Annotated in this window: 23 protein-coding genes; 11 read left to right on the top strand and 12 right to left on the bottom strand. The window is 56.5% G+C overall.

The window, feature by feature from the left end:
- Both sucC and HO274_RS09425 read right to left on the bottom strand, forming a co-directional pair.
- Nucleotides 1-1164, bottom strand: a complete 1164-nt coding sequence (gene sucC, locus HO274_RS09430) for an ADP-forming succinate--CoA ligase subunit beta (protein WP_031595539.1) — start codon at nt 1162-1164, stop codon at nt 1-3.
- Nucleotides 1165-1226: 62 nt separating this feature from the next.
- A complete protein-coding gene (locus HO274_RS09425; RefSeq protein WP_062187223.1) occupies nt 1227-1823 on the bottom strand; it encodes a DUF2889 domain-containing protein in 597 nt (198 codons plus the stop codon).
- Between the two features lie 12 nt (nt 1824-1835).
- On the opposite strand from HO274_RS09425, the gene HO274_RS09420 reads away from it, so the two are divergent.
- Nucleotides 1836-3806 carry a lytic transglycosylase domain-containing protein gene (locus HO274_RS09420; protein ID WP_273119059.1) on the top strand — a complete coding sequence of 657 codons (1971 nt, stop codon included), beginning with the start codon at nt 1836-1838 and terminating at the stop codon, nt 3804-3806.
- Nucleotides 3803-4963 carry a tRNA nucleotidyltransferase/poly(A) polymerase-related protein gene (locus HO274_RS09415; protein ID WP_273119057.1) on the top strand — a complete coding sequence of 387 codons (1161 nt, stop codon included), beginning with the start codon at nt 3803-3805 and terminating at the stop codon, nt 4961-4963. Before HO274_RS09420 ends, HO274_RS09415 begins: the two co-directional genes overlap by 4 nt.
- Nucleotides 4964-4968: 5 nt before the next feature.
- Here HO274_RS09415 and HO274_RS09410 read toward each other — a convergent pair whose 3' ends face one another.
- Genes HO274_RS09410 through HO274_RS09400 form a run of 3 tightly spaced genes read right to left on the bottom strand, consistent with a single transcriptional unit; the run spans nt 4969 to nt 7350 of the window.
- Complete coding sequence (locus tag HO274_RS09410; protein ID WP_051861841.1) at nt 4969-6207, bottom strand: pyridoxal-phosphate-dependent aminotransferase family protein; 1239 nt, start codon at nt 6205-6207, stop codon at nt 4969-4971.
- 41 nt (nt 6208-6248) lie between these two features.
- Entirely contained in the window at nt 6249-7166 is a 918-nt protein-coding gene (gene ttcA, locus HO274_RS09405; protein ID WP_035416961.1) for a tRNA 2-thiocytidine(32) synthetase TtcA, read from the bottom strand.
- Nucleotides 7159-7350 carry a hypothetical protein gene (locus HO274_RS09400; protein ID WP_062187218.1) on the bottom strand — a complete coding sequence of 64 codons (192 nt, stop codon included), beginning with the start codon at nt 7348-7350 and terminating at the stop codon, nt 7159-7161. Before HO274_RS09400 ends, ttcA begins: the two co-directional genes overlap by 8 nt.
- Before the next feature lie 71 nt (nt 7351-7421).
- On the opposite strand from HO274_RS09400, the gene HO274_RS09395 reads away from it, so the two are divergent.
- Nucleotides 7422-8582, top strand: a complete 1161-nt coding sequence (locus HO274_RS09395; protein WP_197456281.1) for a class I SAM-dependent methyltransferase — start codon at nt 7422-7424, stop codon at nt 8580-8582.
- A gap of 38 nt (nt 8583-8620) precedes the next feature.
- On the opposite strand, the gene HO274_RS09390 is transcribed toward HO274_RS09395, so the two are convergent.
- Nucleotides 8621-9838 (bottom strand): RNA-guided endonuclease InsQ/TnpB family protein, encoded by a 1218-nt coding sequence (locus tag HO274_RS09390; RefSeq protein WP_273119051.1) that lies wholly within the window; start codon nt 9836-9838, stop codon nt 8621-8623.
- A 20-nt stretch (nt 9839-9858) separates the two neighbouring features.
- On the opposite strand from HO274_RS09390, the gene tnpA reads away from it, so the two are divergent.
- Entirely contained in the window at nt 9859-10272 is a 414-nt protein-coding gene (gene tnpA / locus HO274_RS09385; protein WP_273119043.1) for an IS200/IS605 family transposase, read from the top strand.
- A gap of 125 nt (nt 10273-10397) precedes the next feature.
- On the opposite strand, the gene metF is transcribed toward tnpA, so the two are convergent.
- Genes metF through metK form a run of 3 tightly spaced genes read right to left on the bottom strand, consistent with a single transcriptional unit; the run spans nt 10398 to nt 13759 of the window.
- A complete protein-coding gene (metF, locus tag HO274_RS09380) occupies nt 10398-11243 on the bottom strand; it encodes a methylenetetrahydrofolate reductase [NAD(P)H] (protein WP_031595551.1) in 846 nt (281 codons plus the stop codon).
- A gap of 4 nt (nt 11244-11247) precedes the next feature.
- Nucleotides 11248-12558, bottom strand: a complete 1311-nt coding sequence (ahcY, locus tag HO274_RS09375; RefSeq protein ID WP_031595552.1) for an adenosylhomocysteinase — start codon at nt 12556-12558, stop codon at nt 11248-11250.
- Between the two features lie 43 nt (nt 12559-12601).
- Nucleotides 12602-13759, bottom strand: coding sequence for a methionine adenosyltransferase (gene metK / locus HO274_RS09370; RefSeq protein ID WP_031595553.1), 1158 nt, complete (start codon nt 13757-13759; stop codon nt 12602-12604).
- Nucleotides 13760-13833: 74 nt separating this feature from the next.
- On the opposite strand from metK, the gene HO274_RS09365 reads away from it, so the two are divergent.
- Genes HO274_RS09365 through HO274_RS09350 form a run of 4 tightly spaced genes read left to right on the top strand, consistent with a single transcriptional unit; the run spans nt 13834 to nt 17194 of the window.
- On the top strand, nt 13834-14733 hold the full coding sequence (locus HO274_RS09365; protein ID WP_062188286.1) for an LpxL/LpxP family acyltransferase: 900 nt from the start codon (nt 13834-13836) through the stop codon (nt 14731-14733).
- A 50-nt stretch (nt 14734-14783) separates the two neighbouring features.
- Entirely contained in the window at nt 14784-15650 is an 867-nt protein-coding gene (dapF, locus tag HO274_RS09360; RefSeq protein ID WP_062188287.1) for a diaminopimelate epimerase, read from the top strand.
- Nucleotides 15637-16296, top strand: a complete 660-nt coding sequence (locus HO274_RS09355) for a DUF484 family protein (protein ID WP_031595556.1) — start codon at nt 15637-15639, stop codon at nt 16294-16296. Before dapF ends, HO274_RS09355 begins: the two co-directional genes overlap by 14 nt.
- The gene (locus tag HO274_RS09350) at nt 16283-17194 is read left to right on the top strand and encodes a tyrosine recombinase XerC (RefSeq protein WP_031595558.1); all 912 of its coding nucleotides are present in this window, start codon (nt 16283-16285) and stop codon (nt 17192-17194) included. Before HO274_RS09355 ends, HO274_RS09350 begins: the two co-directional genes overlap by 14 nt.
- Here HO274_RS09350 and HO274_RS09345 read toward each other — a convergent pair.
- A complete protein-coding gene (locus tag HO274_RS09345; protein WP_082783409.1) occupies nt 17176-18330 on the bottom strand; it encodes an anhydro-N-acetylmuramic acid kinase in 1155 nt (384 codons plus the stop codon). The two genes, HO274_RS09350 and HO274_RS09345, sit on opposite strands and share 19 nt — an antisense overlap.
- Nucleotides 18293-19639: a M23 family metallopeptidase gene (locus HO274_RS09340; RefSeq protein WP_051861844.1), complete on the bottom strand. Its 1347-nt coding sequence runs from the start codon at nt 19637-19639 to the stop codon at nt 18293-18295. Before HO274_RS09340 ends, HO274_RS09345 begins: the two co-directional genes overlap by 38 nt.
- 42 nt (nt 19640-19681) lie before the next feature.
- On the opposite strand from HO274_RS09340, the gene tyrS reads away from it, so the two are divergent.
- Together tyrS and HO274_RS09330 are read left to right on the top strand one after the other, a co-directional pair.
- On the top strand, nt 19682-20893 hold the full coding sequence (tyrS, locus tag HO274_RS09335; protein WP_051861847.1) for a tyrosine--tRNA ligase: 1212 nt from the start codon (nt 19682-19684) through the stop codon (nt 20891-20893).
- A complete protein-coding gene (locus HO274_RS09330) occupies nt 20893-22332 on the top strand; it encodes an MATE family efflux transporter (protein ID WP_051861849.1) in 1440 nt (479 codons plus the stop codon). Before tyrS ends, HO274_RS09330 begins: the two co-directional genes overlap by 1 nt.
- On the opposite strand, the gene coq7 is transcribed toward HO274_RS09330, so the two are convergent.
- On the bottom strand, nt 22320-23006 hold the full coding sequence (gene coq7 / locus HO274_RS09325) for a 2-polyprenyl-3-methyl-6-methoxy-1,4-benzoquinone monooxygenase (protein ID WP_273119028.1): 687 nt from the start codon (nt 23004-23006) through the stop codon (nt 22320-22322). The genes HO274_RS09330 and coq7 overlap by 13 nt on opposite strands.
- Nucleotides 23007-23254: 248 nt before the next feature.
- Here coq7 and HO274_RS09320 point away from each other — a divergent pair, with 248 nt between their 5' ends.
- The gene (locus HO274_RS09320) at nt 23255-24436 is read left to right on the top strand and encodes an ATP-binding protein (RefSeq protein ID WP_273119025.1); all 1182 of its coding nucleotides are present in this window, start codon (nt 23255-23257) and stop codon (nt 24434-24436) included.
- The last annotated feature ends 6 nt before the right edge of the window (nt 24437-24442 follow it).

The following is a 24442-nucleotide window of genomic DNA, read 5'->3' as shown; positions in this document are numbered from 1 at the left end:
TTATCTCCGCGCTGCGGCGACCACCTGGGCCGCTGCGTCATCCATGTTCGCTGCTGACAGAATGGGAAGTCCCGATTCCGCCAGAATCCGTTTTCCCAACGCCACATTGGTCCCCTCCAGACGCACCACCAGAGGGACGGTCAAATGAACCTGTCGTGCAGCAGCCACCACGCCCTCGGCAATCACGTCGCACTTCATGATACCGCCGAAAATATTGACCAGAATGGCCTGCACTTCGGGATTGGCCAGCATCAATTTGAAGGCTTCCGTGACTTTTTCCGTGGTGGCCCCACCACCCACATCCAGAAAATTGGCCGGGCTTCCACCGTAGAGTTTGACGATATCCATGGTGGCCATGGCCAAACCCGCACCATTGACCAGGCATCCAATATTGCCCTCCAGTGAAATGTAGGACAAGCCGTGGCGTGAGGCTGCGATCTCGTTGGGATCTTCTTCATCGAAATCCCGCCAATCCTGCCATTCACCATGGCGAAACGCCGCATTGTCATCGAAGTTGAATTTGGCATCCAGCGCCAGAATTCGCCCGTCCCCTGTCACGGCCATGGGGTTGATTTCCGCCAAACTGGCATCGCTTTCCACGAAGGCATGGTACAGACCCAGCATCAAGTCACGGGCCTGCGCCACCAGAGGTTCCGGCACTTCGATTTGACGTGCCAGAGTTTCAGCCTGGGCTGGCAATAACCCTTGCCCCGGATCTATTTGTACCGCATGAATCTTTTCCGGATGCTGTGCGGCCACCTCCTCGATATCCATCCCCCCCGCCGCGCTGCCCATCAGGGCAACCTGCTGGGTGGTGCGATCCACTACCATGCCGATGTAGAGTTCCTGGCGAATATCCGCCCCTTCTTCCACCAACAACCGGCGAACGGTTTGCCCCTGGGGACCGGTTTGGTGAGTCACCAGTTGCATCCCCATGATTCGGCGCGCCGCCTCTTCCAGTTCGGCCTCCGTACGGACTACCTTGACGCCCCCGCCTTTCCCGCGCCCTCCCGCATGGATCTGCGCCTTGACCACGCACACCCCTGCGCCCAATTGCTGTCCGGCCGCCACAGCCTCGCCAACCGTGAAGCACGGAAACCCGCGCGGAACCGCCACCCCAAAGCGCTGGAGGAGCGCTTTGGCCTGATATTCATGGATTTTCATGGTCTACGTCTTCTCTATGAAAGGAGCCTGTGAAATGCTGATTGTACCTGAAAACCTCCCATCTATTCGACGCCTGCCCGCGACCAATGGGGGTAAAAACGCGCCACCACCTCCCCCGTGCTGGCCAGGGCATGGCATCCATCCAGATGAGGAGGACGTTCTTTCATCTCCGGTGAGAGTGTGCCATAACGGGTTTGAAAAGCCACCGTCGCCACGACGCCCACCAATTCCGTCAAATGCGTACACCCATGAATACCGCCCAACCGATTCCGCACGATCCGGGTAAACCCTGGCGCAATGGTCACCCCTTTCAACGACGAGTATTCAGGGACAATTTTTTCACAGGTGCCCGGATAAGGTCGGCTGGTCATGCGCGCCTCTGCCTCGCAAATCATCAGAGCGTCGTCCACGGTCAGGCGCAAAAACATGTCGTGAATGGGCGTACCGGCAGGCAGACATCCTTCTGTCATGTCCACATCATGCCCCTTGACATCCCGCAATACGCCCTCTACATCGTACCAGCCGTCTGGCCGTGCGTAACCATTCACTTCGATGACACGCCGATGCAGCAATTGCCGCTGTTCCTGTTCATCCTTCATGGCCCCTCCCTTTTCCGAAAAAATTCCCGCATAATGATGGCGCTGTTCTGCATTTCCCATGAGGTTCCCGTCTTGTCCGGTTTTCTGATTCGCTTTCTCTTCCTGCTTCTTGGGCTTATTCCCTGGAGCCTCCCTGCCGCAGATCTGGCTATGCCCGACGACATACCAGCCACTGTTCAACCCGTTTCCGAGCCGCCTCTGACCGATGACGAATTGTTGCGCGCCCGGCGCGCTTTTGATCAACACGATCAGACCACGCTCGAATCCATCGCGGCACGAGCGCAGGACCAACTTTCCGATTATCCTCGATATTGGGCTCTGGAAGAACGATTGATACGAGGAAATGCCTATCTGGTTCCGGAAATGCAAGCATTTTTCAATGATTATCCCAACAGCCCGCTCACGCCCTTATTGCGCGCCCATTGGTTGTCTCAACTGGGACAAAACCAAAACTGGAAAACCTTTGAAGCCCAGTTTCATCCAGTGGATGCCCACCAACCCGCACTTCAATGCTATCACTGGCAAGCCCTCTTCGCCGACGCTCAAACGGACTTCTTCGACGCTGCCGTGGCCTATTGGCGTTCCGACGCTTCCTGGCCTGACTCCTGTGACCCGGTATTTCGGCAGTTGGTCGCAGCCCACCGCCTTCGTGCAGACGACCTCTGGCGGGCACTGCGTCATGCCCTATCCCGCAATCAGTTGCGGAAAGCGCGTTACATCAATAGTTTCTTCCCACCCTTCCAAGGCTTGAATGAAGATGACCTGAATCTGGCCACAGGCCGACCTCGCCAGTTTCTGGATGATGCCTCCCCCACGGATACCCACTCCACTCGTGCGCAACGTGAACTCATGTTATATGCCACCCTCCGCCTGGCCGCCCATGACCCACAGGCCGCAGCCACCTGGTGGACGGATGCCTCCGCACATCTTGGTCCGGAGGACCAAGCCTGGGGCTGGCAACAGATCGCACTTCAAGGTGCCTTGAATCTGAATCCCCAGTCTTTGGAGTGGTTTCAGCAGGTGACTCCCCAACCCACCGATGCTGAATGGCTGATCTGGAAAACCCGGGTTGCCTTGCGTCAGCAGGACTGGGCCACCGTACTGGACACCCTGGCCCATCTACCGGTCACCCTGGCCCAGAAACCCGTCTGGCAATACTGGAAGGCGCGCGCGCTGGAGGGAGAATACCGTTCTGCAGAAGCCCTTGCCCTGCTCGAGCGCGTCTCCCAATCTCCTTCCTACTACGGGCTACTGGCCCTGGAAGAACGGGGGCAGGAACTTCGCCTGTCACCCCCTCCCGCACAACCGGACCCGGAGATTCAAAAAGAAACCCGCACTCTGCTGGAGCGCCCTCTGCGCCTCTATCGCCTGGGATTGCTGCCGGAAGCCCAGAGAGAGTGGAACCAGATCGAGCCTGCCCTGACCCCTCTGCAACACTTGGCAGCTGCCCAACAAGCCTTTCAACTGGGCTGGTATGACCGGAGTATTCACAGTGCAGATCGTACGGATTTACCCAAGGATATCACCCTGCTCTTTCCCTATCCCTATCAGTCTCAAATCCAGGCCAGCGCTTCCCAATACCATCTCTCTGAAGCCTGGATTCTTGCGGTCATCCGACAGGAAAGTCGATTTTTCAGCGTTGCCCGTTCCCGTACCGGTGCCCAGGGCCTGATGCAACTGATGCCCGCAACGGCCCGGTGGGCGGCCCGACGCAGCGGTCTCAAGAACTATCATGCTGAAGAGGTCGATCAACCCGACACCAATATCCTGCTTGGAACTTATTATCTGAATCACCTGGCGCAACTTTTGGGCAACCCGATCCTCGCCACCATGGGCTATAACGCAGGCCCTTTGCGTGCACAGATTTGGGTTTCTGCCGGCATTGGTGACCCGCGCGCCTTTCTTGAAAACATTCCTTTTGATGAAACCCGGGACTATGTCCAACAGGTTCTCTACAACCAAATCGTCTACGAACAGCGCCTCCATACCGTGCCCAGTCACCGGCTGCATGCTCTTCTGGATGAGTTGGGTGCGGTTCGATGATGCAGATTTACGAAGTAGGGGGTGCCCTCCGTGACGAATTGCTGGGGCTTCCCAGCACCGACCGGGATTGGGTCGTGGTAGGCACTACTCCGGAAGAAATGGAAACTCGGGGGTTTCAGCCCGTGGGGCGGGATTTTCCGGTTTTCCTGCACCCCGCCACCCATGAAGAATATGCTTTGGCCCGCACTGAACGTAAAACAGCCCCAGGCTATCGCGGATTCATTCTTCATGCCGACCCCACGGTCACGCTGGAAGAAGACCTGAAACGCCGTGACCTCACCATCAATGCCATGGCCCGGGATTCCAATCATCGGTGGATCGATCCCTACGACGGACTGACCGATCTGAAAAACCGTATCCTGCGTCACGTCAGTCCGGCTTTTAGCGAAGATCCGGTCCGACTCCTGCGCGTTGCTCGATTCCTGGCCAAACTGGCTCCCTTTGGCTTTACCGTGGCACCTGAAACCAGCGCACTCTTACGACAGATGGTCAACAACGGCGAAGTGGATGCCCTGGTTCCCGAACGCATTCTGCAAGAGTTGAACAAAGGCATGGAAACTACCAACCCCGCGCGCATGTTCGAGGCATTGGCCGACTGGGGAGCCTTGAAAAAATTCTTCCCCACCATCGATGCATTGTGGATCCATACGGGGGATCTGGCCAAAAACGCCGTGGATCATGGGGCCCGAAGAAACCTGGAACAAGTCCTGCGCTGGGCAGCCTGGGTTTCGGCACTTTTCCACGGGAGTTCCCGTCAAATCTGGCATCCACTCCTTGAAACCTGGGCCAGGAACCTGCGCTGGAGCAAGGAACAACACCAGTGGGTGGAATTGTCTTGCGCACTGGGTCCCAGCGCCCGGCATTTGTCTCCCCAGCAACCGGAGGAATGGCTCCCCCTGCTGGAAGGATGTGATGCCTGGAGGCGGCCACAAAGATTCTTCCACTTTCTTGAATTACAGGAATGCCTGGGCGAGGTTCTCAAAGATCTCCAACCCAACCTGAGCACGCGGGGCAAGGCCGCCCTCGCTGCCTGTCAGGCACTGGATCTTCCTGCGCTCGTACGTTCGGCACCGACCCCGGCAGAAATCCCTCAACGATTACGCGCTGCCCGTCATGCTGCGTTGTGCGCGCTCTCGCCCACACGACGCAGCACCTGATCCCTTCAGGATCCCTTGATTTTTTTAGCCGCCTGAGCATGTTGCTCGGCATAAGACTGATGGGCAGCGGCTTCGGCCACCCCCACCTTGATGGGATAGCCCATGTCCATGAGGACAGAACCCAAGGCAGACAGACATAACATGACATTTTCCGACTTGGCTGAATAGCCCATCAGTCCAAAGCGCCAGATTTTTCCTGCCAAGGGCCCCAGCCCGGCACCGATTTCCAGATTGAATTCGCTGAGCAGGGTTTTTCGCACTTTGGCTTCATCCACCCCTTCGGGTACCCGCACGGCATTGAGCTGAGGCAGACGGTATTCTTCCTTGACCAGATAGGTCAGCCCCATGGCCTCCAGTCCGGCTTTGAGCGCAAGGTAATGACGGGTATGACGAGCCCAGGCGTTTTCCAATCCTTCTTCACGCAGCAGCACCAGAGACTCATGTAACGCAAACAAGCCATTGATGGGGGCCGTATGGTGGTAAGTGCGATTGGTGGATCCCCAGTACCCCAATACCAGGTCGAGGTCCATGAACCAACTCTGGGAGGGAGTCCGACGTTGTTTGACCAGATCCACCACCCGCTGGTTATAGGAGACGGGAGACAATCCTGGGGTACAGGACAGACATTTCTGGCTGCCCGAATAGATGGCATCGATATCCCACTCATCCACATACAGGGGTGAACCACCCAGTTGAGTGACCGCATCCACAATGGTCAGAGCCCCGTAACGGTGCGCGATTTCCACCAGGGTCTTGGCATCGGACATACAACCGGTGGAGGTTTCGGCATGAACAAAAGCCACCACTTTGGTATCCGGGTTTTGCTTCAGGGCATCTTCAAGCTTTTGCGGATCCACCGGTTCACCCCAGGTGTCTTCCACCACAACAGGTGTACCGCCACAGCGCGTCACATTTTCGATCATGCGGCCACCGAATACCCCGTTCCGGCACACGATAACCTTGTCGCCAGGATTGACCATGTTGACGAAGCACATTTCCATGCCTACGGATCCGGGACCCGAAGCCGGAAAAGTCAGTGCGTTGTCCGTCTGAAAGGCATAACGCAACAACATCTTCAATTCATCCATCATGTCCACAAAGACCGGATCGAGATATCCGATACAGGGCAGCGACATGGCCGCCAGCACCCGCGGTGCGATTTCCGATGGACCCGGGCCCATCAGGGTGCGTTGGGGGGGATAGAAGGAACTGATTTTCTTGGGGGGAAGGTATTGGATGGTCATCGGGGGTCCTTAAGCGCCCATTGGGGGCGAATTCTCCATAATCAATCTTTCATTCTAGCAAAATTTCCAGCTTTCACGAAGTGCAGGTGTCGCCCTTCGGCGTGGGACAGATGGAGTGCCCCTCGCTCGCCTGCGGAATCGAAGAGTGTATCTCCTTCCGGTTCTGGCTGGTGCGAGGGAATCAATCCGACAAAATCAAAGAGAAGGCGGTCAGCCAGGTGAGAGGGCGTGACCGACTGCAACCCCAGAAAGATATTGTCGGTGCGTCCCGGATGCGCCTTTTCCTGGTCCTGCAACCATTGTTTGATGGCCTGGCGTTGCAAATTTTCCTGGGAACCACACAGATTGCAGGGAATGATGGGAAATTCCATCCCGCGCGCGTAGCGGGCCAAATCTTCTTCGCGACAATAGGCCAAGGGACGTATCACGACATGATGTCCGTCGTCGGTCACGAGTTTGGGGGGCATGCCTTTCAGTCGTCCCCCATGAAACAAATTGAGGAAAAAGGTTTCCACCATGTCATCGCGATGGTGACCCAAAGCAATCTTGTTAGCCCCCAATACCTTGGCAGTACGGTACAGGACCCCCCGGCGCAAACGCGAACAGAGAGAGCAGGTGGTTTTTCCCGCCGGGACTTTTTCCTTGACGATGGCGTAGGTATCCGCATCGACGATCCGGTAATCCACGCCCAGCTGATCCAGGTAGGCAGGAAGGATATCCGCAGGAAAACCCGGTTGTTTCTGGTCCAGGTTGACGGCAACGAGTTCAAATGTGATGGGCGCGCGCTTTTGCAGATCCAGCAGAAGTGTCAGCAGGGCATAGGAATCTTTCCCCCCACTCAGACAGACCATCACCCTATCCCCGTCCTGGATCATGGCGTAGTCTCCCAATGCCTTGCCCAGGGCACTGCGCAGTCTTTCCTGGAGCCGAATGAAGGTGGAACTGCGGGAATTACTCATCGGAAGGGGAGGTTGGATCTTTGCGCAAAATTTTGAAAATGACAAACAGAGAGTAGAGCATGAGTAAACCCATGAGCACGAAGCCACTGACGTACACCCAGAGTTTGTCCGAGTAGGTCAGGTACCAGGCAACATTCAGGAGCAGGAAAAATCCCGCAATCTGCCAGAAAAAGCCCATCGTCATTTCCTATAATCCTGCAAAGATCGTCATGTTATCAAATAGGAGTATGATGCGCGCTATTTGAGGGCTGAACATTGGAATGGTATTCCACTGAGGCATTGCTGCCGAGTGTTGCGGCAAGAGATCACAGCCAGCAATTAATCTGGCATATCAATGACGCCATCGACAAAGCAGGAGGATGGATCGACTTTGCCGATTTCATGAACCTGCTTCTTTACGCACCAAGATTGGGCTACTACGCGGCAGGAGCCGTCAAATTGGGACCCGCCGGAGACTTTACCACGGCCCCGGAGATGACCTCCCTCTTTGCCCGCACCCTGGCCCATCCCATTGCACGCACCCTCAGGGAATTGGATCCACAGAAAACCACGATACTCGAACTGGGTGCCGGTACGGGGCAGTTGGCCCAAGACCTGTTGAAAGCCTTGGAACAACAAGATAGCCTGCCGAAACGTTACGCAATCCTGGAAGTAAGTACTGACTTACGAGAACGACAACAGGAAAATATCCGTCAACTGCCTCCAGACTTGCAACGTAGAGTGGAATGGCTGGAACATTGGCCAGCGGAACTGGAAGGCGTCGTACTGGCCAATGAAGTGCTGGATGCTCTACCCGTCCAACGTTTGCGTTGGCAGAATAGGCAATGGCACCAATGGGGTGTTGCGGTGACGAAAGAGGGTTGGCACTGGCAAACTCGGCCCCTGCCCGCAAACTCCCCCCTTCTCGAGGGGATGCCAGATATGACCGGTTACCCCGAGCCCTATGATACTGAAGTCGGTTTGGCCGCAGAGGGACTGATGACGTTGTTGGGTCAAACTTTGAAAGCCGGTCGGGCTTTTTTTATCGATTATGGTTTCCCGGCGCGGGAATTCATCCATCCCCAACGCAGCGGGGGTACGTTGATGTGTCACTATCGGCATCATGCCCACGGCGATCCTTTTCTTTACCCTGGACTTCAGGACGTCACGGCCCATGTGGACTTTACCCGGGTGGCCCGGGCGGCCCGCCGGGCAGGCCTGCAAATCGAAACCTGGCAAACACAGGCGGCCTGGTTGATTGAAGAGGGGATTCTGCATGAACTGGAAAAAGTACACGGAGAAACCAGTGCGGACTATCGCGCAGTCAGTGCGGTCCAAAAACTTCTGAGTCCAGCAGAAATGGGCGAGTTATTCAAGGTATTGGTACTGGGTCAGGGTCCCGAAAACAAGTCAGCATTGATCAATTTGGGACTTTGACATCCTCCCCGGCATGAATGCCGGAGATTCCTACGGCGCTACACAAGGGCAAGCCCCTGTGTAGTCGCTTCGGCGGGTTCCTGCTTCACGGAACGGCCTGATTGCGCCAATTCTCCACAGGCTAACAAGCGATGCCCTCGCTCTAAAACATTGATAGCGCCAACCACATCGGCGTTGTTCTCATAGCCGCAATCCACACACGCAAACTTGGCTTGTGTCTGGCGATTATCTGCCGACACATGGCCGCAGGCCGGACACGTCCGGCTGGTGTTGCGTGCGGGAACCGCCAACACGTCGCCGCCCAGCCAAACCTGCTTGTATTCCAGTTGCCGCCTGAACTCGAACCACCCCTGATCGAGGATGGATTTATTCAGGCCAGATTTGGCTTTGACATTGCGCCCTGGCGAATCGCTGCTGCCTGCTGCGGACTTGGACATATTCCGTACCTGCAAATCCTCGATGCACACAATCGCGTGGTTTTTGCTGATTGTGGTCGTGGTCTTGTGCAGGAAGTCTTTGCGGACATTGGCGATGCGCGTGTGAATCTTCTGGACGCGGGCTTTCGCCTTCTTCCAGTTGCTGCTGAATTTCGTCTTGCGAGACATGGCACGCTGGTAGCGTGCAAGCCTTTGCTGGTGCTTCCTGAAGGTGTTGAGCGGTTCGATATGACTACCATCGGACAGAGTTGCAAAGCGGGTGATACCCACATCGATGCCGACGATGCTTGTGGCCGGATGCACCGGCTGCTCAACCTCGCGCTCGGTCTGGATGCTCACGAACCACTTGCCGCCGTTGGCCGACACGGTGATGTTGCTGACTGTTCCCAGCACGTCCCGGCTGTTGCGGTATTTGAGCCATCCCAGCTTTGGCAGGAATACCCGGCTATTAGACTGGTCTAGCTTGCATCCTTGGGGATAGCGGAAGCTGTCGCCCATGCCTTTTTTCTTGAACCGTGGAAAGTCGGCACGCTTATCGAAAAAGTTTTTGTAGGCACGCTCAAGGTCTTTGAGTGATTGCTGCAAAACTTGCGAATGTGTTTCTTTGAGCCAAGCGGTTTCCGGTTGAGTTTTCCAAGTGGTGAGTTCTTTGCACAACCCGGCATAGCCCAGCTTCTTTTCGCCGCCCTCGTAGATGGCCTTCTGCATTGCAAGCGCCTTGTTGAACACGAAACGGCATGACCCGGCAAAGCGGCGCATAGAGCGGGCTTGTTCGCCGTTAGGCTGTAGTTCGTATTTGAATGCTTGCAAGCGTTTCATGGCTGAATTATACTTGGTCTATGGAAAAAGGAAACGAAATTCGACACGGCAGGCATTGCGTTTTCAAGATGCACGTCCATTTGGTCTTTGTGGCGAAATATCGCCGCAAAGTGTTTGACGGCGATGCCATCGACCGGATGCGCCGGATGTTCGGCAAGGTCTGCGAAGACATGGAAGCGTCCCTAGTGGAAATGGATGGGGAGGACAATCATGTGCATCTGTTGGTGGAGTATCCGCCCAAGCTGGCGGTGTCCGTACTGGTGAACAGCCTGAAAGGAGTATCCAGCCGGTTGTTACGCAAAGAGCGGCCCGACTTGAAAAAGCGGTATTGGAAAAATGTGTTGTGGTCGCCATCGTACTTTGCCTCTTCGTGTGGAGGTGCGCCGATTGGCATCATCAAACAATATATCGAGCAACAGCAAACGCCACTATAGGAAACGAAGATGGATGCCTTCGGCATCCGCGCTATTCATCCCCGCCCTGAACGACGGGGCTTTTCGCGCAGTCCGGTAAGAGACGCGCATCGCTTCGAAGGGGGAATGCATGGCATTCCCCTTCTTCAAGTCAAATGCAGCCGTTCCCAGATGACCGAAGTCAACCCTGCGCTGTTCATGGTATAAAAGTGCAACCCAGGCGCCCCACCCTCCAGCAACCGGTCACATAAGTGTGTCACCACTTCCAGACCAAAAGCCTTGATGGAAGCACTGTCATCCCCATAGCCCTGCATTTTTTGACGGATCCAGCGCGGAATTTCAGCACCGCAGGCATCGGAAAAGCGACTCAATTGTGAAAAATTGGCGATGGGCATGATCCCTGGCACAATCGGCACGGTGATCCCCGCTGCACCACAATCCTCCACAAAACTGAAGTAAGCATCCGGATTGTAAAAATACTGGGTAATGGCTGAATCAGCCCCTGCCTCGACTTTTTCCTGAAAATGGCGAATCCCTTCCTGCGCTGAATGGGCTTGTGGATGCACCTCGGGATAGGCTGCCACCTCAATGAAAAAGTGGTCTCCCGTTTCTTCACGCACGAAACGCACCAGGTCGCTGGCGTAACGAAATTCGCCGCCGCCCAGGGTTCCGGAAGGCAAATCCCCGCGCAAGGCCACCAGATGACGAATACCGTGGTGACGATAGAGTGCCAGGACTTGGCGCAAACTGTCCCGGGTCGCGCCAATACAGGACAGATGAGGCGCAGCGGGATATCCGTCCTGCTGAATCTCCACCACGGTTTCCAGAGTACGGTCCTGGGTGGTGCCCCCTGCGCCATAGGTCACGGAAAAAAAAGCCGGATTGAGCTGCGCCAACTGGCGCCGGGTATGACGAAGTTTTTCCGCCCCCTCGGCGGTCTTGGGGGGGAAAAATTCGAAACTGAACACCCGCTCGTAATGCGCGTGATTCATGGCTTCAATACCGGTAATGCTCGGGTTTGTAGGGCCCCGTAACAGGCAGGTTGAGGTATTCAGCCTGCTTTTCCGTCAGCAAGGTGAGTTGCACGCCGATGCGCTTCAAATGCAGGCGGGCCACCTTCTCATCCAGTGTCTTGGGGAGAATGTATACGCCCACGGGATATTTGCCGTGATTGTTCCACAATTCGATCTGGGCCATGACCTGATTGGTGAAGGAAGCCGACATCACAAAACTTGGATGTCCTGTCGCGCATCCCAAATTGACCAGACGTCCTTCTGCCAATACGATCAGACGCTTGCCATCAGGGAAGATGACGTGATCCACCTGCGGTTTGATGTTATCCCAGTGGTATTTACGCAGAGAGGCGATATCGATTTCCGAGTCGAAGTGACCGATATTGCATACGATGGCATCATTTTTCATGACTTGCATATGGGCGTGGGTGATGACCTCCACATTGCCGGTTGCGGTGACGAAGATGTCACCCAAAGCCGCCACTTCGTCCATGTTCACTACCCGATACCCCTCCATGGCCGCCTGCAGGGCACAGATGGGATCGATTTCCGTGATCCACACCGTGGCACCCAGTCCGCGAAAGGCCTGGGCACAGCCTTTGCCCACATCGCCATACCCAGCCACCACGGCCACTTTTCCGGCAATCATCACATCAGTCGCCCGTTTGATCCCATCCATCAGGGATTCACGACATCCGTACAAATTGTCGAATTTGGACTTGGTCACCGAGTCATTGACATTGAACGCCGGGCACTTCAATTCTCCACGCTTCAGCATTTCATTCAAACGATGCACGCCGGTGGTGGTTTCTTCGGAAATGCCCCGGATGGATTCGAGCAGATGAGGATACTTGTCATGCATCACCAGGGTCAGATCCCCTCCATCATCCAGAATCATATTGGGCAACCAGTTTTCTGGCCCAAAAATGGTTTTTTCGATGCACCACCAAAACTCCTCTTCAGTTTCTCCCTTCCAGGCAAATACCGGAATCCCTGCGGCGGCAATGGCTGCCGCTGCCTGGTCCTGGGTGGAAAAAATATTACAGGAACTCCAGCGGACTTCCGCCCCCAGGGCCACCAGTGTTTCAATCAATACGGCGGTCTGGATGGTCATGTGCAAACAACCGGCGATACGTGCCCCCTGCAGCGGCTGGTGCTCGGCATATTCTGCACGCAGGGCCATGAGCCCTGGCATTTCATTCTCGGCAATCTGGATTTCCTTGCGGCCCCATGCCGCCAACGTCATGTCGGCAACCTTGAAATCACCGGCCAAAATCTGTGGAATCGCGTTCATTGAAACTCTCCCTTCATTCGTTGTGTATTGGCTCAATCCAAACTCAGGCATCGGCCTGTAGTGCCTGGATGCGATTGCGCATTTCCCAGGTAAACTCCGGCTCTTCCCGTCCAAAGTGACCGTAGGCTGCTGTCTTGCTGTAAATGGGGCGGAGTAGATCGAGGGACTGAATGATACCCTTGGGACGCAGGTCGAAATGCTGCTCAACCAGTTGGGCCAGCTTTTCGTCGGGGAGTTTCCCGGTTCCGAAGGTATTGACCATCAAACTGACCGGGCGGGCAACGCCGATGGCGTAAGCCACTTGCACTTCGCATCGGCGTGCCAACCCGGCAGCCACCACATTCTTGGCCACATGGCGCATGGCGTAGGCGGCAGAACGATCCACCTTGGAAGGATCCTTGCCCGAAAATGCTCCCCCGCCATGACGGGCCGCGCCTCCATAAGTATCCACGATGATCTTGCGCCCGGTGAGACCGCAGTCCCCCATGGGGCCTCCGATCACGAAGCGCCCGGTAGGATTGACCAGATAACGGGTATTGGGTCCCAGCAGGTGAGCGGGCAGCACCGGCTTGATGATTTCGTCGATCACTGCTTCCGTGAGTTGTTGATGGGAAATTTCGGGATGATGCTGGGTCGAGAGAACCACCGTTTCGATACAGGCGGGCTGCCCATTGACATAGCGAACGCTCACCTGGGATTTGGCATCCGGACGCAAAAAGGGCAGCCGCCCGTCCTTGCGCAATTCTGACTGGCGCTGCACCAGACGATGGGCCAGATGGATGGGCAAAGGCATGAGCGTGTCGGTTTCATCACAGGCATAACCGAACATCAAGCCCTGATCTCCCGCCCCTTGATCGAGGTCGAGTCCACTCCCCTCGTCCACCCCCTGAGCAATGTCCGGACTTTGCCGATTGAGTGCCGTCAACACCGCGCAGGTCTGATAATCAAAACCGATGTCGGAACTGTTGTAGCCGATGCGCCGTACCACGTCCCGTGCCACATCGATGTAGTTGATCTGTGCCTTGGTGGTGATTTCGCCGGAAATAACGATGAGGCCAGTACTGGTCAAAGTTTCACAAGCCACCCGGGCATGGGGATCCTGCGTTAGAATGGCATCTAGAACCCCGTCAGAAATCTGATCGGCCACCTTGTCCGGATGCCCCTCGGATACCGACTCCGAAGAGAAAATATACTCACTCATGGCAAACCCTGCCCTTTATCAAAAATTGGAAAAGTACTGCAGCCGGGAATTGTACCAGCAATCCCGTTAGCGCCATGATGCGCCTGATTTTTTTCCCGCTTTGGTTACTCCACTGGCTACCCCTCAAGGCTCTGTGGATCCCCGGTCGCCTGCTCGGCAGTCTGGCCTTTGCCCTCGCCCGCGAACGGCGTCGCGTTACCCTCATCAATCTGACATTGTGCTTTCCCCAGTGGAGTGACGCCCAACGCCGTCAAGTGGCTCTCCGTCATTTTCAAGGATTTGTCACCAGCGCCCTGGCCCTCGGGATAGCCTGGTTCGCTTCCGAACGGCGTCTGCGCGCCCTGATTCATTTTCAGGGCCTGGAACAGGTGCGCCATGCTCAAACGAAGGGGCCAGTCATCTTGCTCACGCCCCATTTCTTCGGGGTAGACACCATTGGCCCCTTCCTGACCCTGGATTTTGACGTCATCACCATCAATTCAAAAATCAAGCATCCCACCCTCGATACCTTGATCCGCGAACGCCGACTACGCTGGGGGAAAGGGCTGATTTTTGCCCGCCAGGACAGTTTGCGCAGCGTATTACGGGCGTTCAAACCGGGTTGGTTGCTCTACTACCTGCCGGATCAGGACTTTGGCCCCAAAGATTCGCTTTTTGTGGATTTCTTCAAGGTCAAAGCCGCCACCGTCCCCGCTTTGGCCCGGATGACCAAATTAGCCAAAGCATCGGTCGTTCCCTGCGTCGTCCATCTCAATTTCGAGGCGGGACGGTTTGAAGTCACCTTCTTCCCCCCCTGGGAACATTTTCCCAGCGGTGACGATGGGGCGGATACCCGCCGCATGAACCACTTCATCGAGGATCGTATCCTCGAACAACCCGCCAATTATCTGTGGTCACACAAACGGTTCAAGACCCGCCCCCCCGGAGAACCCTCGCCTTACGATGGGCCTTCGCCCCCCCAATCTACCCAGTGAGCCAGAAAAAGCGTAGCATTTCACCTTTGACATCACCCGATACGGGGACTATGGGGACACTGACATTCACAAAAATGCAGGGTTTGGGCAATGACTTTGTCGTACTCGACGGAGTACGGACCCCCCTCGCCCTGACCTCGATTCAACTGCGTTGGTTGGCGGATCGCCATTTCGGCGTAGGCTGTGATCAGATTCTGTGGGTAGAACCGGCACAGGACGCTACGAATGACTTTCGTTACCGGATTTTCAATCGTGATGGCGGAGAAGTTGCCAACTGCGGCAACGGTGTCCGTTGTTTCGCCCGTTACGTTCATGACCAGGGCCTGACTCAGCGCACCCGCCTGCGCGTCGAAACTTTGGCGGGCATACTTGAACCGGAATTGCTGCCGGGGGGAGAAGTACGGGTCAACATGGGCACCCCTCTCTTCGATCCTGTCCGCATCCCCTTTCTGGTTCCTGCGCTTCAACCCACCTATGACCTGGCCATTGGGAACGTAATTCGCACTTTTTCCGTTCTGTCCATGGGTAATCCCCATGCCGTGCAGGTGGTCGAACAAATCACCCATGCCCCTGTCGACCTGGAAGGTCCGCTGATCGAACATCATCCCTTTTTTCCGGAACGGGTCAATGCCGGATTCATGGAAATCGTGGACCGCGCTCATATCCATCTCCGTGTTCATGAACGCGGTTCCGGGGAAACCCTGGCCTGCGGTACAGGAGCCTGTGCTGCCGTGGTGGCGGGTCAACGCCTGGGGGAACTGGATCCTTTCGTACAGGTCACGACCCGCGGCGGAGAACTGCTCATCGAATGGCAGGGTACTGGACATCCCGTGTGGATGACCGGCCCTGCTGTCACCGTTTATACCGGGATCGTCCACATCCCGAACATCGAGGAACTTACCCATGCTGGACGCTGAAATCGTTGCCTCCTGGCTCAAGGACAACCCGGAGTTTTTCATATTGCACGGAGCAGTATTGAATGAAATTCAGATTCCACACCCGCACAGAAACCACACCGTTTCTTTGAGCGAGCGTCAACTACTGACCCTGCGTGACAAAAACCGCACTCTGGAACAGCGTCTGTCCGAGTTGATCGGCTACGCCGAAACCAATGACAATATCAGTGGCAAGGTTCACCAACTGGCGGTGCGATTGCTGGTTCAGCGCACGCTGAAGGGCGTTCTCGACACCATTCAGCACCAAATGCTGCATCACTTCGAAATCCCCCATGTCGCTCTGCGCCTCTGGGGAATTCAGGCCGACCTTCTTGAACATCCCGCCTTCCAGCCCGTGGCCCAGGTCCAGAAGGAAGCCATCGCCCATGTGGAAACCCCCCGCTGCGGACACCACACGCCCGTACAGTGCGATCAGTGGTTTGGTGAGTTGGTGGCCCCCAGCCTGAAATCCTTTGCTTTGTTGCCCCTGCGGGACAGTGAAACTTTTGGCGCCTTACTGCTGGCCTCCCCCGACGAAAACCGTTTTTATCCGGACATGGGCATCTTCTACCTGCAGCGCATCACTGACCTGATCAGTACATCCCTGCGCGCCCATGAGCATTCCTGATTCACCCTCCCTGATTCGCGCCTATCTCGATCAACTGCGCTTCGAACGGGGCTTGTCCCCGCGCACGATCTCCAGTTACCAGCGCGATCTGAACCAGTTGTTGGTTGCCCACGGGGATCTTACCCAGGTAACCGCCCAACATATCCGTCGCCTCCTGGGAAAATTACATGGACAGGGGCTGTCCGGTCGCAGTCTGGCCCGTAGCCTGTCGGCCTGGCGCGGGTTTTTTGATTACCTGGCAAAATTTCATCATGCCGCCCTCAACCCCTGCCACGGAGTGCCCCCTCCCAAATCACCTCGCTCCTTGCCCCATGCCCTCTCACCGGACCAGGCCAGCAAGTTGATGGATGTACCGGGGGACCGCATGCTGGACGAACGGGACCGAGCCCTGCTGGAATTGTTCTACTCCTCTGGCTTGCGTCTGGCAGAATTGGCCCATCTGCGCATACAGGACCTGAATCCCAGTGAAGGTTTGGTACGGGTATTGGGTAAAGGCCATAAATTCCGCATCGTCCCCGTGGGCCAAAAGGCCCGGGAAGCCTTGACACTCTGGCTGTCCCATCACCCCCTGCGCCCCCTGACGCCAGAGACCCCCTTATTTGTCAGTATCCGCGGTTCAGCCCTGAGCATGCGCGCCATTGAAGCGCGCGTAACACTGCGCACCCGCCAATTGGGTCTGGACGACCGGGTCCATCCCCACGTTCTGCGTCATTCTTTTGCCTCCCACCTGCTCCAGTCCAGCGGCGACCTGCGCGCGGTACAGGAATTATTGGGACACGCCCATATCACGTCGACTCAGGTGTATACCCACCTTGACTTCCAGCATCTGGCTCAAGTCTATGACCAGGCCCATCCCCGCGCCAAGCGGCGTCCCCCGCCTCAGGAAGGGGGAGAATAAAGCGCGCCCAACACCACGCCATGGCGCGCGCCCGTCACCTCGGGCAGATTCCCTGCTTTCCCCTGCACACGCGCCCATGCCAACCAGGCAAAAGCCAAGGCTTCCACTTGTTGCACCGGCACGCCCAAATCCTCCGTGCGCCCCACCCGAACCTCGGGCATCAGAATCCGCAAGCGTTTCGTCAATTGGGTATTCAGGGCACCGCCCCCACAGAGATACAGTTCTGTACCCCTGTGCTCCCGACACTCTGCCTGCACCACAGCAGCCACCGAGCGCGCGGTCAATTCCAGTAAAGTCGCCTGAACATCCTCAGGCGGCAGTGAAAACACCCATTCCCCGTGCTCTGCCAGCCATTCCAGTGAAAAATCTTCCCGTCCGGTACTCTTGGGCGCACTGCGCTGAAAAAATGGATGGGCCAGCAAGGATTCCAGCAAGACCGGATGACAGTGGCCTTGCGCCGCCCAGCCACCTTCGCGATCGAAGGCCTGCCCCAGGCAGCGTCCAATCCAGCCATCCATCAACAGGTTGGCCGGGCCGGTATCATAGCCTCGGGTAACCCGTCCTGGAATGAGCAAGGTCAGATTGGCGATGCCACCCAGATTCAGAATCAAACGGGGAATCGAGGAATGACGGAACAGTGCCTCGTGAAAGGCGGGAACCAGCGGTGCACCCTGCCCACCGGCAGCGATATCTCCCGAACGAAAATCGGTAATGACCGTCATACCGGTCAGTTCGGCCAGCAAAGCCCCATTCACCAACTGGAGACTGAATCCCTGTTCCGGACGATGACGTACCGTTTGCCCATGGCACCCCACTGCCGCCACCGAAAAATTCCCCTGCCCGCCCCGTTGGACCAGTTCATGAACCACTTCGGCATAGAGTGAGGAAAGGGTCTGGGACAGGTGAGCAGCGCGCTCCAATTCATTGATCCCTGGTTGGGTCAAATCCAGCAAGTCCGAGCGCAGATCCACCGAAAAAGAACGCTGTGCCTGAGCCAGGACCCTGGGCCGAACCGGCAGAGAAAAATCCGCCAGAACCCCATCGATTCCATCGAGACTGGTCCCTGACATCAACCCCACATAGAGGGAGGATCCGGAATTATTCGAAGCGGGCGATGGCACTGCCGCGTACGGCATCAAGTTGCCTGAGGTACGGCGCCGTGGCCGAAAGGAACTGGGCACGGGCATGGCCGGTCAGGTTGGTGCTGGCAAAGCGTGGCACTTCGGGACCCAGGGGGTCGTGCTGAACGCCATTGATCTTGAATTCATAGTGCAGGTGAGGACCGGTGGCCCAACCCGTCATGCCCACATAACCAATCAGGTCGCCCTGATGAATTTTTTCTCCGGCATGCAATCCACCTGCGAAAGCCGAAAGATGCCCATAAACCGTATCGATCCCATTGGCATGATGCAACTCGATCATGTTTCCATAACCATTGCGCCATCCCGCATAGGTCACCGTGGCATTGGCGACGGCCACGATGGGCGTCCCCTTGGGGGCCGCCAGATCAATGCCCTTATGGGCTCGCCAGGTTTTCAGGATGGGATGAAAGCGCGCTGCAGAAAAGCCTGAGGTGATACGGGAAAACTCAATGGGAGAGCGCAGGAAAGAGGCCTTGGAACCATGCCCTTCCGGGGTATAGTAGTCCCCTCCTCCCTCCGCACTTTCATAATAGACACGGCGGATCGTCACGCCCTTGTTGACAAACTCGGCGGCCAAAATCCTGCCCGGCACCACCTGATCAAAATCATTCTGGGTGGCTTCATAGACTACGGAAAAGGTATCCCCGGAACGCAGGTCATTGTGAAAATCGATATCCGTGGAAAACAAACGGGTCAATTGGCGCGTCACGCTATCTGGAATGCCCGCGTTGTCCGCTGCGGCAAAAAGGGAACTGTGAATGGTCCCATTGGCTTGAATGACACGGTGCAAATCTCCCTCACCCACCAAACTGGAGGTAAAACCCGAAAGGGTACGGGATACCACCAGGGTCCCTTTGTCACCGTAGGGAAAACGCAGGGAAACCAGATCGCCGTTGGCCGCATGTTCCACGCGAATGGGTTTGCCGGGGGCCATGTGCTGATAGATGACCCGAGCTTTGCTGTCGGTTGCAATGAAATCGAGGGCCGCCTGGTCGCTCACCCCCATACGGAACAGCAAAGCAGCCAAAGTATCGCCCGAACGAACCTGATCCTGCTGGATGAAAGTTCCTGGTGTGGGCGTTACTGTTCCCGGATTCGCCGTCATATCCTCGACCACCGGCGTCAGAGGGACTGTCTGCAGAGACACCCCAGGAGTCATCCCGAAAGCCATCGCCACCCCGAACACCATCATGAGAAGGGTCGCAACCTGCCCGCTGCGACGAGCATCCGTCGCATCGATGGTGGTGTTTTGGGTTAGAATCCAGCGTTTGAGCGCTTGTGCGCGTTGCTTGATTGAGTTCATGCGCGCCAGTTTAACAGAAACCTGACGCAGGCACAATTCCCCATGAATGACAAAAAGTTATCCGCTATTGACCCCTGGGATGAGATTCGCCGGGGTACCGACGAAATCCTCCCCGAAGAAGACTTCCGGCAACGACTTCGGGAAGGGAAACCCCTGCGGGTCAAAGCGGGGTTTGACCCCACGGCACCGGATCTGCACCTCGGTCACACCGTCCTGTTGAACAAGCTCAAGACGCTGCAGGACCTGGGCCACGAAATATTCTTTCTGATTGGCGATTTTACGGCGCTGATCGGGGATCCCACCGGACGTAATGCCACCCGTCCTCCCCTGACACCGGAGCAGGTTGCGCTCAATGCCGCTACCTATCAAAGCCAGGTATTTCGCATTCTTGACCCCCATCGAACGACCCTGGCTTATAACAGCACCTGGATGAACGAGTTGGGCGCCGCAGGCCTGATTCGCCTGGCCGCTACCCATACCGTGGCACGCATGCTGGAACGGGATGATTTTTCCAGACGCTATCGCGCGGAACAACCCATTGCGCTCCACGAATTTCTTTATCCTCTGGTTCAAGGATATGATTCCGTGGCACTCAGAGCCGATCTGGAAATCGGCGGCACGGATCAGAAATTCAATCTTTTGATGGGCAGGGAATTGCAAAAACACCATGGACAACGCCCCCAGTGCATCCTCACCCTGCCCTTGCTCGAGGGCACCGACGGAATCAATAAGATGTCCAAATCCCAGGGTAACTTCATTGCCATCGAAGACCCTCCCGATACCCAATTCGGCAAACTGATGTCCATTTCCGACTCCCTCATGTGGCGCTATCTGGAACTGCTTTCCTTTGAATCCCTGACCACCCTGACCCGCTGGAAGCACGAGGTTGAAGAAGGACTCAACCCGCGCACCATCAAGGTTCGCCTGGCCCAGGAAATTGTCGCGCGCTTCCATGGCCAGGACGCAGCCAAACAGGCCCTGGAAGATTTTGAATCCCGGTTTCGGGACCATGTCCTGCCCGATGATCTGCCTCTCACCGAAATTTCTGTGGGCGATGAAGGCTTACTGCTCTCCCAACTCCTGCACCGTGCCGGACTGACCAACACCACCTCCGAAGCCCGCCGTCTGATGGATAATGGAGGCATTCGCATCGATGGAGAAAAGGCTACGGATCAGTCTCTGCGTTTTTTCTCTGGCACTGAAATGACCTTGCAGGCAGGAAAGCGTAAATTTGCCCGCATACGCTGCAACTAATGCCCACCCCCACCGTGGCAGGGCACACCCTTCCTGCCCTGCGTCTGGACCTGAAGGGGCATCGCCATGTGGATCTGCGTGCCGTGTTTGCACTGGCCTTGCCCTTGTTCCTGAACAGTAGTTTGCAAGTTATCCTGAACCTGACCGACACCTGGTTCATTGGACACCTTTCCACCACCGCCATGGCCGCCATGGCTGCCTGTTATTACCTGATTTTCATGTTTTTTCTGTTGCTGGGCGGAGTCGGGATCGGGGTTCAGGCCATTGTGGCACAGCATTTCGGCGCAGAAAACCTCAACGCTGTCGGGCGCACTACCTGGAGTGGGTTATGGGCGGCCTTGGCCACTACCCCCCTGTTTTTATTGATTGGATATGCGGGACCGACACTGCTGGCGATTTTTGATCTCCCTCCCGAAGTCCACGATCTGGCCGCATCTTTCTGGTTTCCACGTATGTTGGGGGGGCCCCTGTCTACCCTGCTCTTCGCCCTGAATTCTTTTTTCAACGGCATCAGCCAGCCCCGTCATACCCTCTGGATCATGGCCCTGGTTGCCCTTTGCAATGCGCTGCTCAACGAGTGGTTCATTTTTCACTGGCATCTCGGCATGGCCGGGGCCGCCTGGGGAAGCACCGCTGCCCAGGCCATCGGCGTCCTCATTGCAGGCGCCGTATTCCTGCGCCCCGCCTTTCGCTCCCGCTTTCATACCGGGCAAACCTGGCGACCTCATTGGCCCTCGATTCGTCAAGTCTTCGCCATTGGCTTTCCCACGGGTTTATTCCCCGCCATGGATGTGGTGGGTCTGGGACTTTTCCAACTCATGCAGGTCAAATTGAGTGCCATCGATGGAGCCGCCACCCAAATCGTCATGATGCTGACCTCGGTTTCTTATCTTCCTGCCATTGGCATTGCCTTGGCGGGTACCACCCTCGTGGGACAATCCATCGGAGCGGGGGATAAATCCTGGGCCGAGGCCTGCGCCCGCGTCATCATTCGCATGGCCGTGGTTTACATGGGAGTGGTGGGCGTCCTGCTGGCTCTGTCGGCAACCTGGGTCATCCCCCCCTTTCTCACGCCGGGCGACCCCCAAGGCGCGCAGGTCATGGCGCTTTGCATTCCTTTACTGTGGATTGCCGCAGGATATCAAGTGTTTGATGCGCTCAATCTGTCCAGTGCTTTCTGCCTGCGGGGCGCGGGCGACGTCAAAGTTCCCACCCTGCTCCTGCTGGCCTGTTCCTGGGGGATTTTCCTGCCCCTGTGTCATGCTTTGACTTTCTCTCCCGGGCAGGGCTGGGTCAATTTCCTGCCCCAATGGGGATGGGGTGCCACTGGGGGATGGATGGCCGCCTTTGTCTACGCTTTCTGTCTGGGATTGGCCCTCTGGACTCGCTGGCGATCAGGGGCCTGGAAACGTATCTCCCTGCTGACTCAAACCCAATAAACCGACCGGGTCATGAGTTTGGACGACAGGCGCATGGCCCATTTGAGGGAGGGTGAAAATTCTGCAGCCCCCAGGCGTTGGGCCAGTTCGGCATGCCCGGCCTCGTCCTTTTTCATTTGTTCCACAATGGCGCGGGTGCGCTGATCGGCGGCGGGAATCAGGGCCAGATGTCCTGCCAAATGTCCTTCCACCTGCCGTTCCGTCTCCTTGAGAAAGGCTAGACTCCAACGATCTCCGGCCAACCCTGCCGCTACGCCCAAGGCCAATGACCCTGCGTACCAAAGTGGATTGAGGAAACTGGTCCGTCCACCCAATTCACCAATCCGCGCTTCACACCACGCCAGATGGTCCACCTCTTCGGCCGAAGCACCACGCAGGGCCTCCCGGTTGGCCGAAATCCGGGCGGTCAGGGCTTGTCCCTGATAGAGTGCCTGGGCACAAATTTCCCCCGTGTGGTTGATGCGCATGAGGCGAGCCGTGTGCTGACGCGCCTGCGCATCAAGATCGGCTTCCGGCAACCCGCGCGCCGGATTGGAACGGGTGCCCAGAGCAGGGGCAGCCAGGGTTCGCAAGGCACGATCAAATTCCCCCAGGATTCGATCCAGAGGACTGTGCTGACGCCCTTCAAATTCACCGCCCACAAATATGCCACGAGGTAACTTCACTTTGGTCATTAAATCTGTCAACATTGTGTCCACCCTATCCCAGTTCGAGCCATTGCCTGAATCGTTATCCAAGCCCGACAGACGCCCAGACCCGCAGAGGGTCATGATACCTTTTTCCTCCCAGATTGTCCTTGAAAAGGCTAAAAGTTTCCGTCAATTCGCAAATTATCATTTGCCGCTCGTCAGGCCGGAAATTTTCATTTATAACAAGTTTAGGTTTTTTTGATAACTTTAGATAAACCTCCTATAATTCACCCATGGATCCTATTCGTAACCCCTACGCGCCGGGCGCGGGCACCCCCCCTCCAGAATTGGCGGGACGGGATTCCTTACTGTCCACCGTACACATCGCGCTGGCCAGGATTCGCTTGGGAAAGCCCAGTAAAAGTGTCTTGATGGTCGGTTTACGGGGGGTAGGGAAAACTGTCCTATTGGACCGAATGCGTGATGACGCTGAAACTGCCGGTTTCCACACGGTTCGTACCGAAGCCCCGGAGGGTCGCTCTTTACCTGCCCTTCTGGCCCCTCAATTGCGTCTGGCATTATTGCGCTTGTCCCATCAGGAACAGGCCAAAGCGTTGGCCCAACGCGCCCTGCGTGGTTTATCCGGTTTTGTCAAAGCCCTCAAGGTGCGCTATCAGGATATCGAAGTTGGCATTGACCTAGAACCCGAACCCGGATTGGCAGACAATGGTGACCTCGAGAATGACCTCACCGTACTTCTGGAAGCCATCGGTCTGGCCGCCCAAAGTGCGAAGACAGCCTTAGCCCTGTTCATCGATGAACTTCAATATGTCCGGGAAGAAGAATTGGCCGCGCTCATCACAGCCCTGCATCGCTGCGCCCAACGCAGCCTTCCCATCGTGTTGGTGGGCGCGGGTCTGCCCCAGTTACGCGGGCGGATGGGTAAGGCAAAATCCTATGCCGAGCGCTTGTTCGATTTTCCTCAAATTGGCCCTCTCGACCCGGAATCGTCGCGGCTGGCCTTGGTCAAACCTGCGGCCAGCGAGGGCGTCACCATCAGTGAAGCCGCGTTGGTAAAAATCATTCAGGACACTCAGGGATATCCTTATTTTCTGCAGGAATGGGGCAAGCATACCTGGGAAATCGCCCGATCTTCGCCCATCACCCAAAAGGATGTGGAACAAGCCACAACATCGGTGACGGCTGCCTTGGATGAGGGGTTTTTTCGGGTACGCTTCGACCGCCTCACTCCCTCGGAAAAGCGTTATCTGCGCGTGATGGCCGAACTTGGTCCCGGCCCTCACCGCTCAGGCGATATTGCAGTCTTCTTGGGACGCAAAGTCACGGCACTGGCCCCCATGCGCAGTCAACTCATCGCGAAGGGCATGGTCTGGAGCCCCAATCACGGAGATACAGCATTCACCGTTCCTCTCTTCGACGAATTCATGAAGCGTATCATGCCTGATCTGGATTGAGCCCCG

This window comes from Ferrovum myxofaciens (assembly GCF_013181415.1).
GTDB lineage: Bacteria > Pseudomonadota > Gammaproteobacteria > Burkholderiales > Ferrovaceae > Ferrovum > Ferrovum myxofaciens.
Note: the sequence above shows the minus strand (reverse complement) of the source record. Positions and strands in the feature narration are given on the sequence as shown.

Bases quoted from the DNA above. Each gene is read 5' to 3' on its own strand.
- HO274_RS09355 (WP_031595556.1), top strand. From the start codon at position 15,637: ATGCTGGACGCTGAAATCGTTGCCTCCTGGCTCAAGGACAACCCGGAG.
- ttcA (WP_035416961.1), bottom strand. From the start codon at position 7,166: ATGAGTAATTCCCGCAGTTCCACCTTCATTCGGCTCCAGGAAAGACTG.
- dapF (WP_062188287.1), top strand. From the start codon at position 14,784: ATGGGGACACTGACATTCACAAAAATGCAGGGTTTGGGCAATGACTTT.
- sucC (WP_031595539.1), bottom strand. From the start codon at position 1,164: ATGAAAATCCATGAATATCAGGCCAAAGCGCTCCTCCAGCGCTTTGGG.
- HO274_RS09425 (WP_062187223.1), bottom strand. From the start codon at position 1,823: ATGGGAAATGCAGAACAGCGCCATCATTATGCGGGAATTTTTTCGGAA.
- HO274_RS09330 (WP_051861849.1), top strand. From the start codon at position 20,893: ATGCCCACCCCCACCGTGGCAGGGCACACCCTTCCTGCCCTGCGTCTG.
- HO274_RS09350 (WP_031595558.1), top strand. From the start codon at position 16,283: ATGAGCATTCCTGATTCACCCTCCCTGATTCGCGCCTATCTCGATCAA.
- HO274_RS09410 (WP_051861841.1), bottom strand. From the start codon at position 6,207: ATGACCATCCAATACCTTCCCCCCAAGAAAATCAGTTCCTTCTATCCC.
- tyrS (WP_051861847.1), top strand. From the start codon at position 19,682: ATGAATGACAAAAAGTTATCCGCTATTGACCCCTGGGATGAGATTCGC.
- HO274_RS09340 (WP_051861844.1), bottom strand. From the start codon at position 19,639: ATGAACTCAATCAAGCAACGCGCACAAGCGCTCAAACGCTGGATTCTA.
- tnpA (WP_273119043.1), top strand. From the start codon at position 9,859: ATGGAAAAAGGAAACGAAATTCGACACGGCAGGCATTGCGTTTTCAAG.
- HO274_RS09390 (WP_273119051.1), bottom strand. From the start codon at position 9,838: ATGAAACGCTTGCAAGCATTCAAATACGAACTACAGCCTAACGGCGAA.
- HO274_RS09345 (WP_082783409.1), bottom strand. From the start codon at position 18,330: ATGCCGTACGCGGCAGTGCCATCGCCCGCTTCGAATAATTCCGGATCC.
- HO274_RS09400 (WP_062187218.1), bottom strand. From the start codon at position 7,350: ATGACGATGGGCTTTTTCTGGCAGATTGCGGGATTTTTCCTGCTCCTG.
- HO274_RS09365 (WP_062188286.1), top strand. From the start codon at position 13,834: ATGATGCGCCTGATTTTTTTCCCGCTTTGGTTACTCCACTGGCTACCC.
- metK (WP_031595553.1), bottom strand. From the start codon at position 13,759: ATGAGTGAGTATATTTTCTCTTCGGAGTCGGTATCCGAGGGGCATCCG.
- ahcY (WP_031595552.1), bottom strand. From the start codon at position 12,558: ATGAACGCGATTCCACAGATTTTGGCCGGTGATTTCAAGGTTGCCGAC.
- HO274_RS09415 (WP_273119057.1), top strand. From the start codon at position 3,803: ATGATGCAGATTTACGAAGTAGGGGGTGCCCTCCGTGACGAATTGCTG.
- HO274_RS09320 (WP_273119025.1), top strand. From the start codon at position 23,255: ATGGATCCTATTCGTAACCCCTACGCGCCGGGCGCGGGCACCCCCCCT.
- coq7 (WP_273119028.1), bottom strand. From the start codon at position 23,006: ATGACCAAAGTGAAGTTACCTCGTGGCATATTTGTGGGCGGTGAATTT.
- metF (WP_031595551.1), bottom strand. From the start codon at position 11,243: ATGAATCACGCGCATTACGAGCGGGTGTTCAGTTTCGAATTTTTCCCC.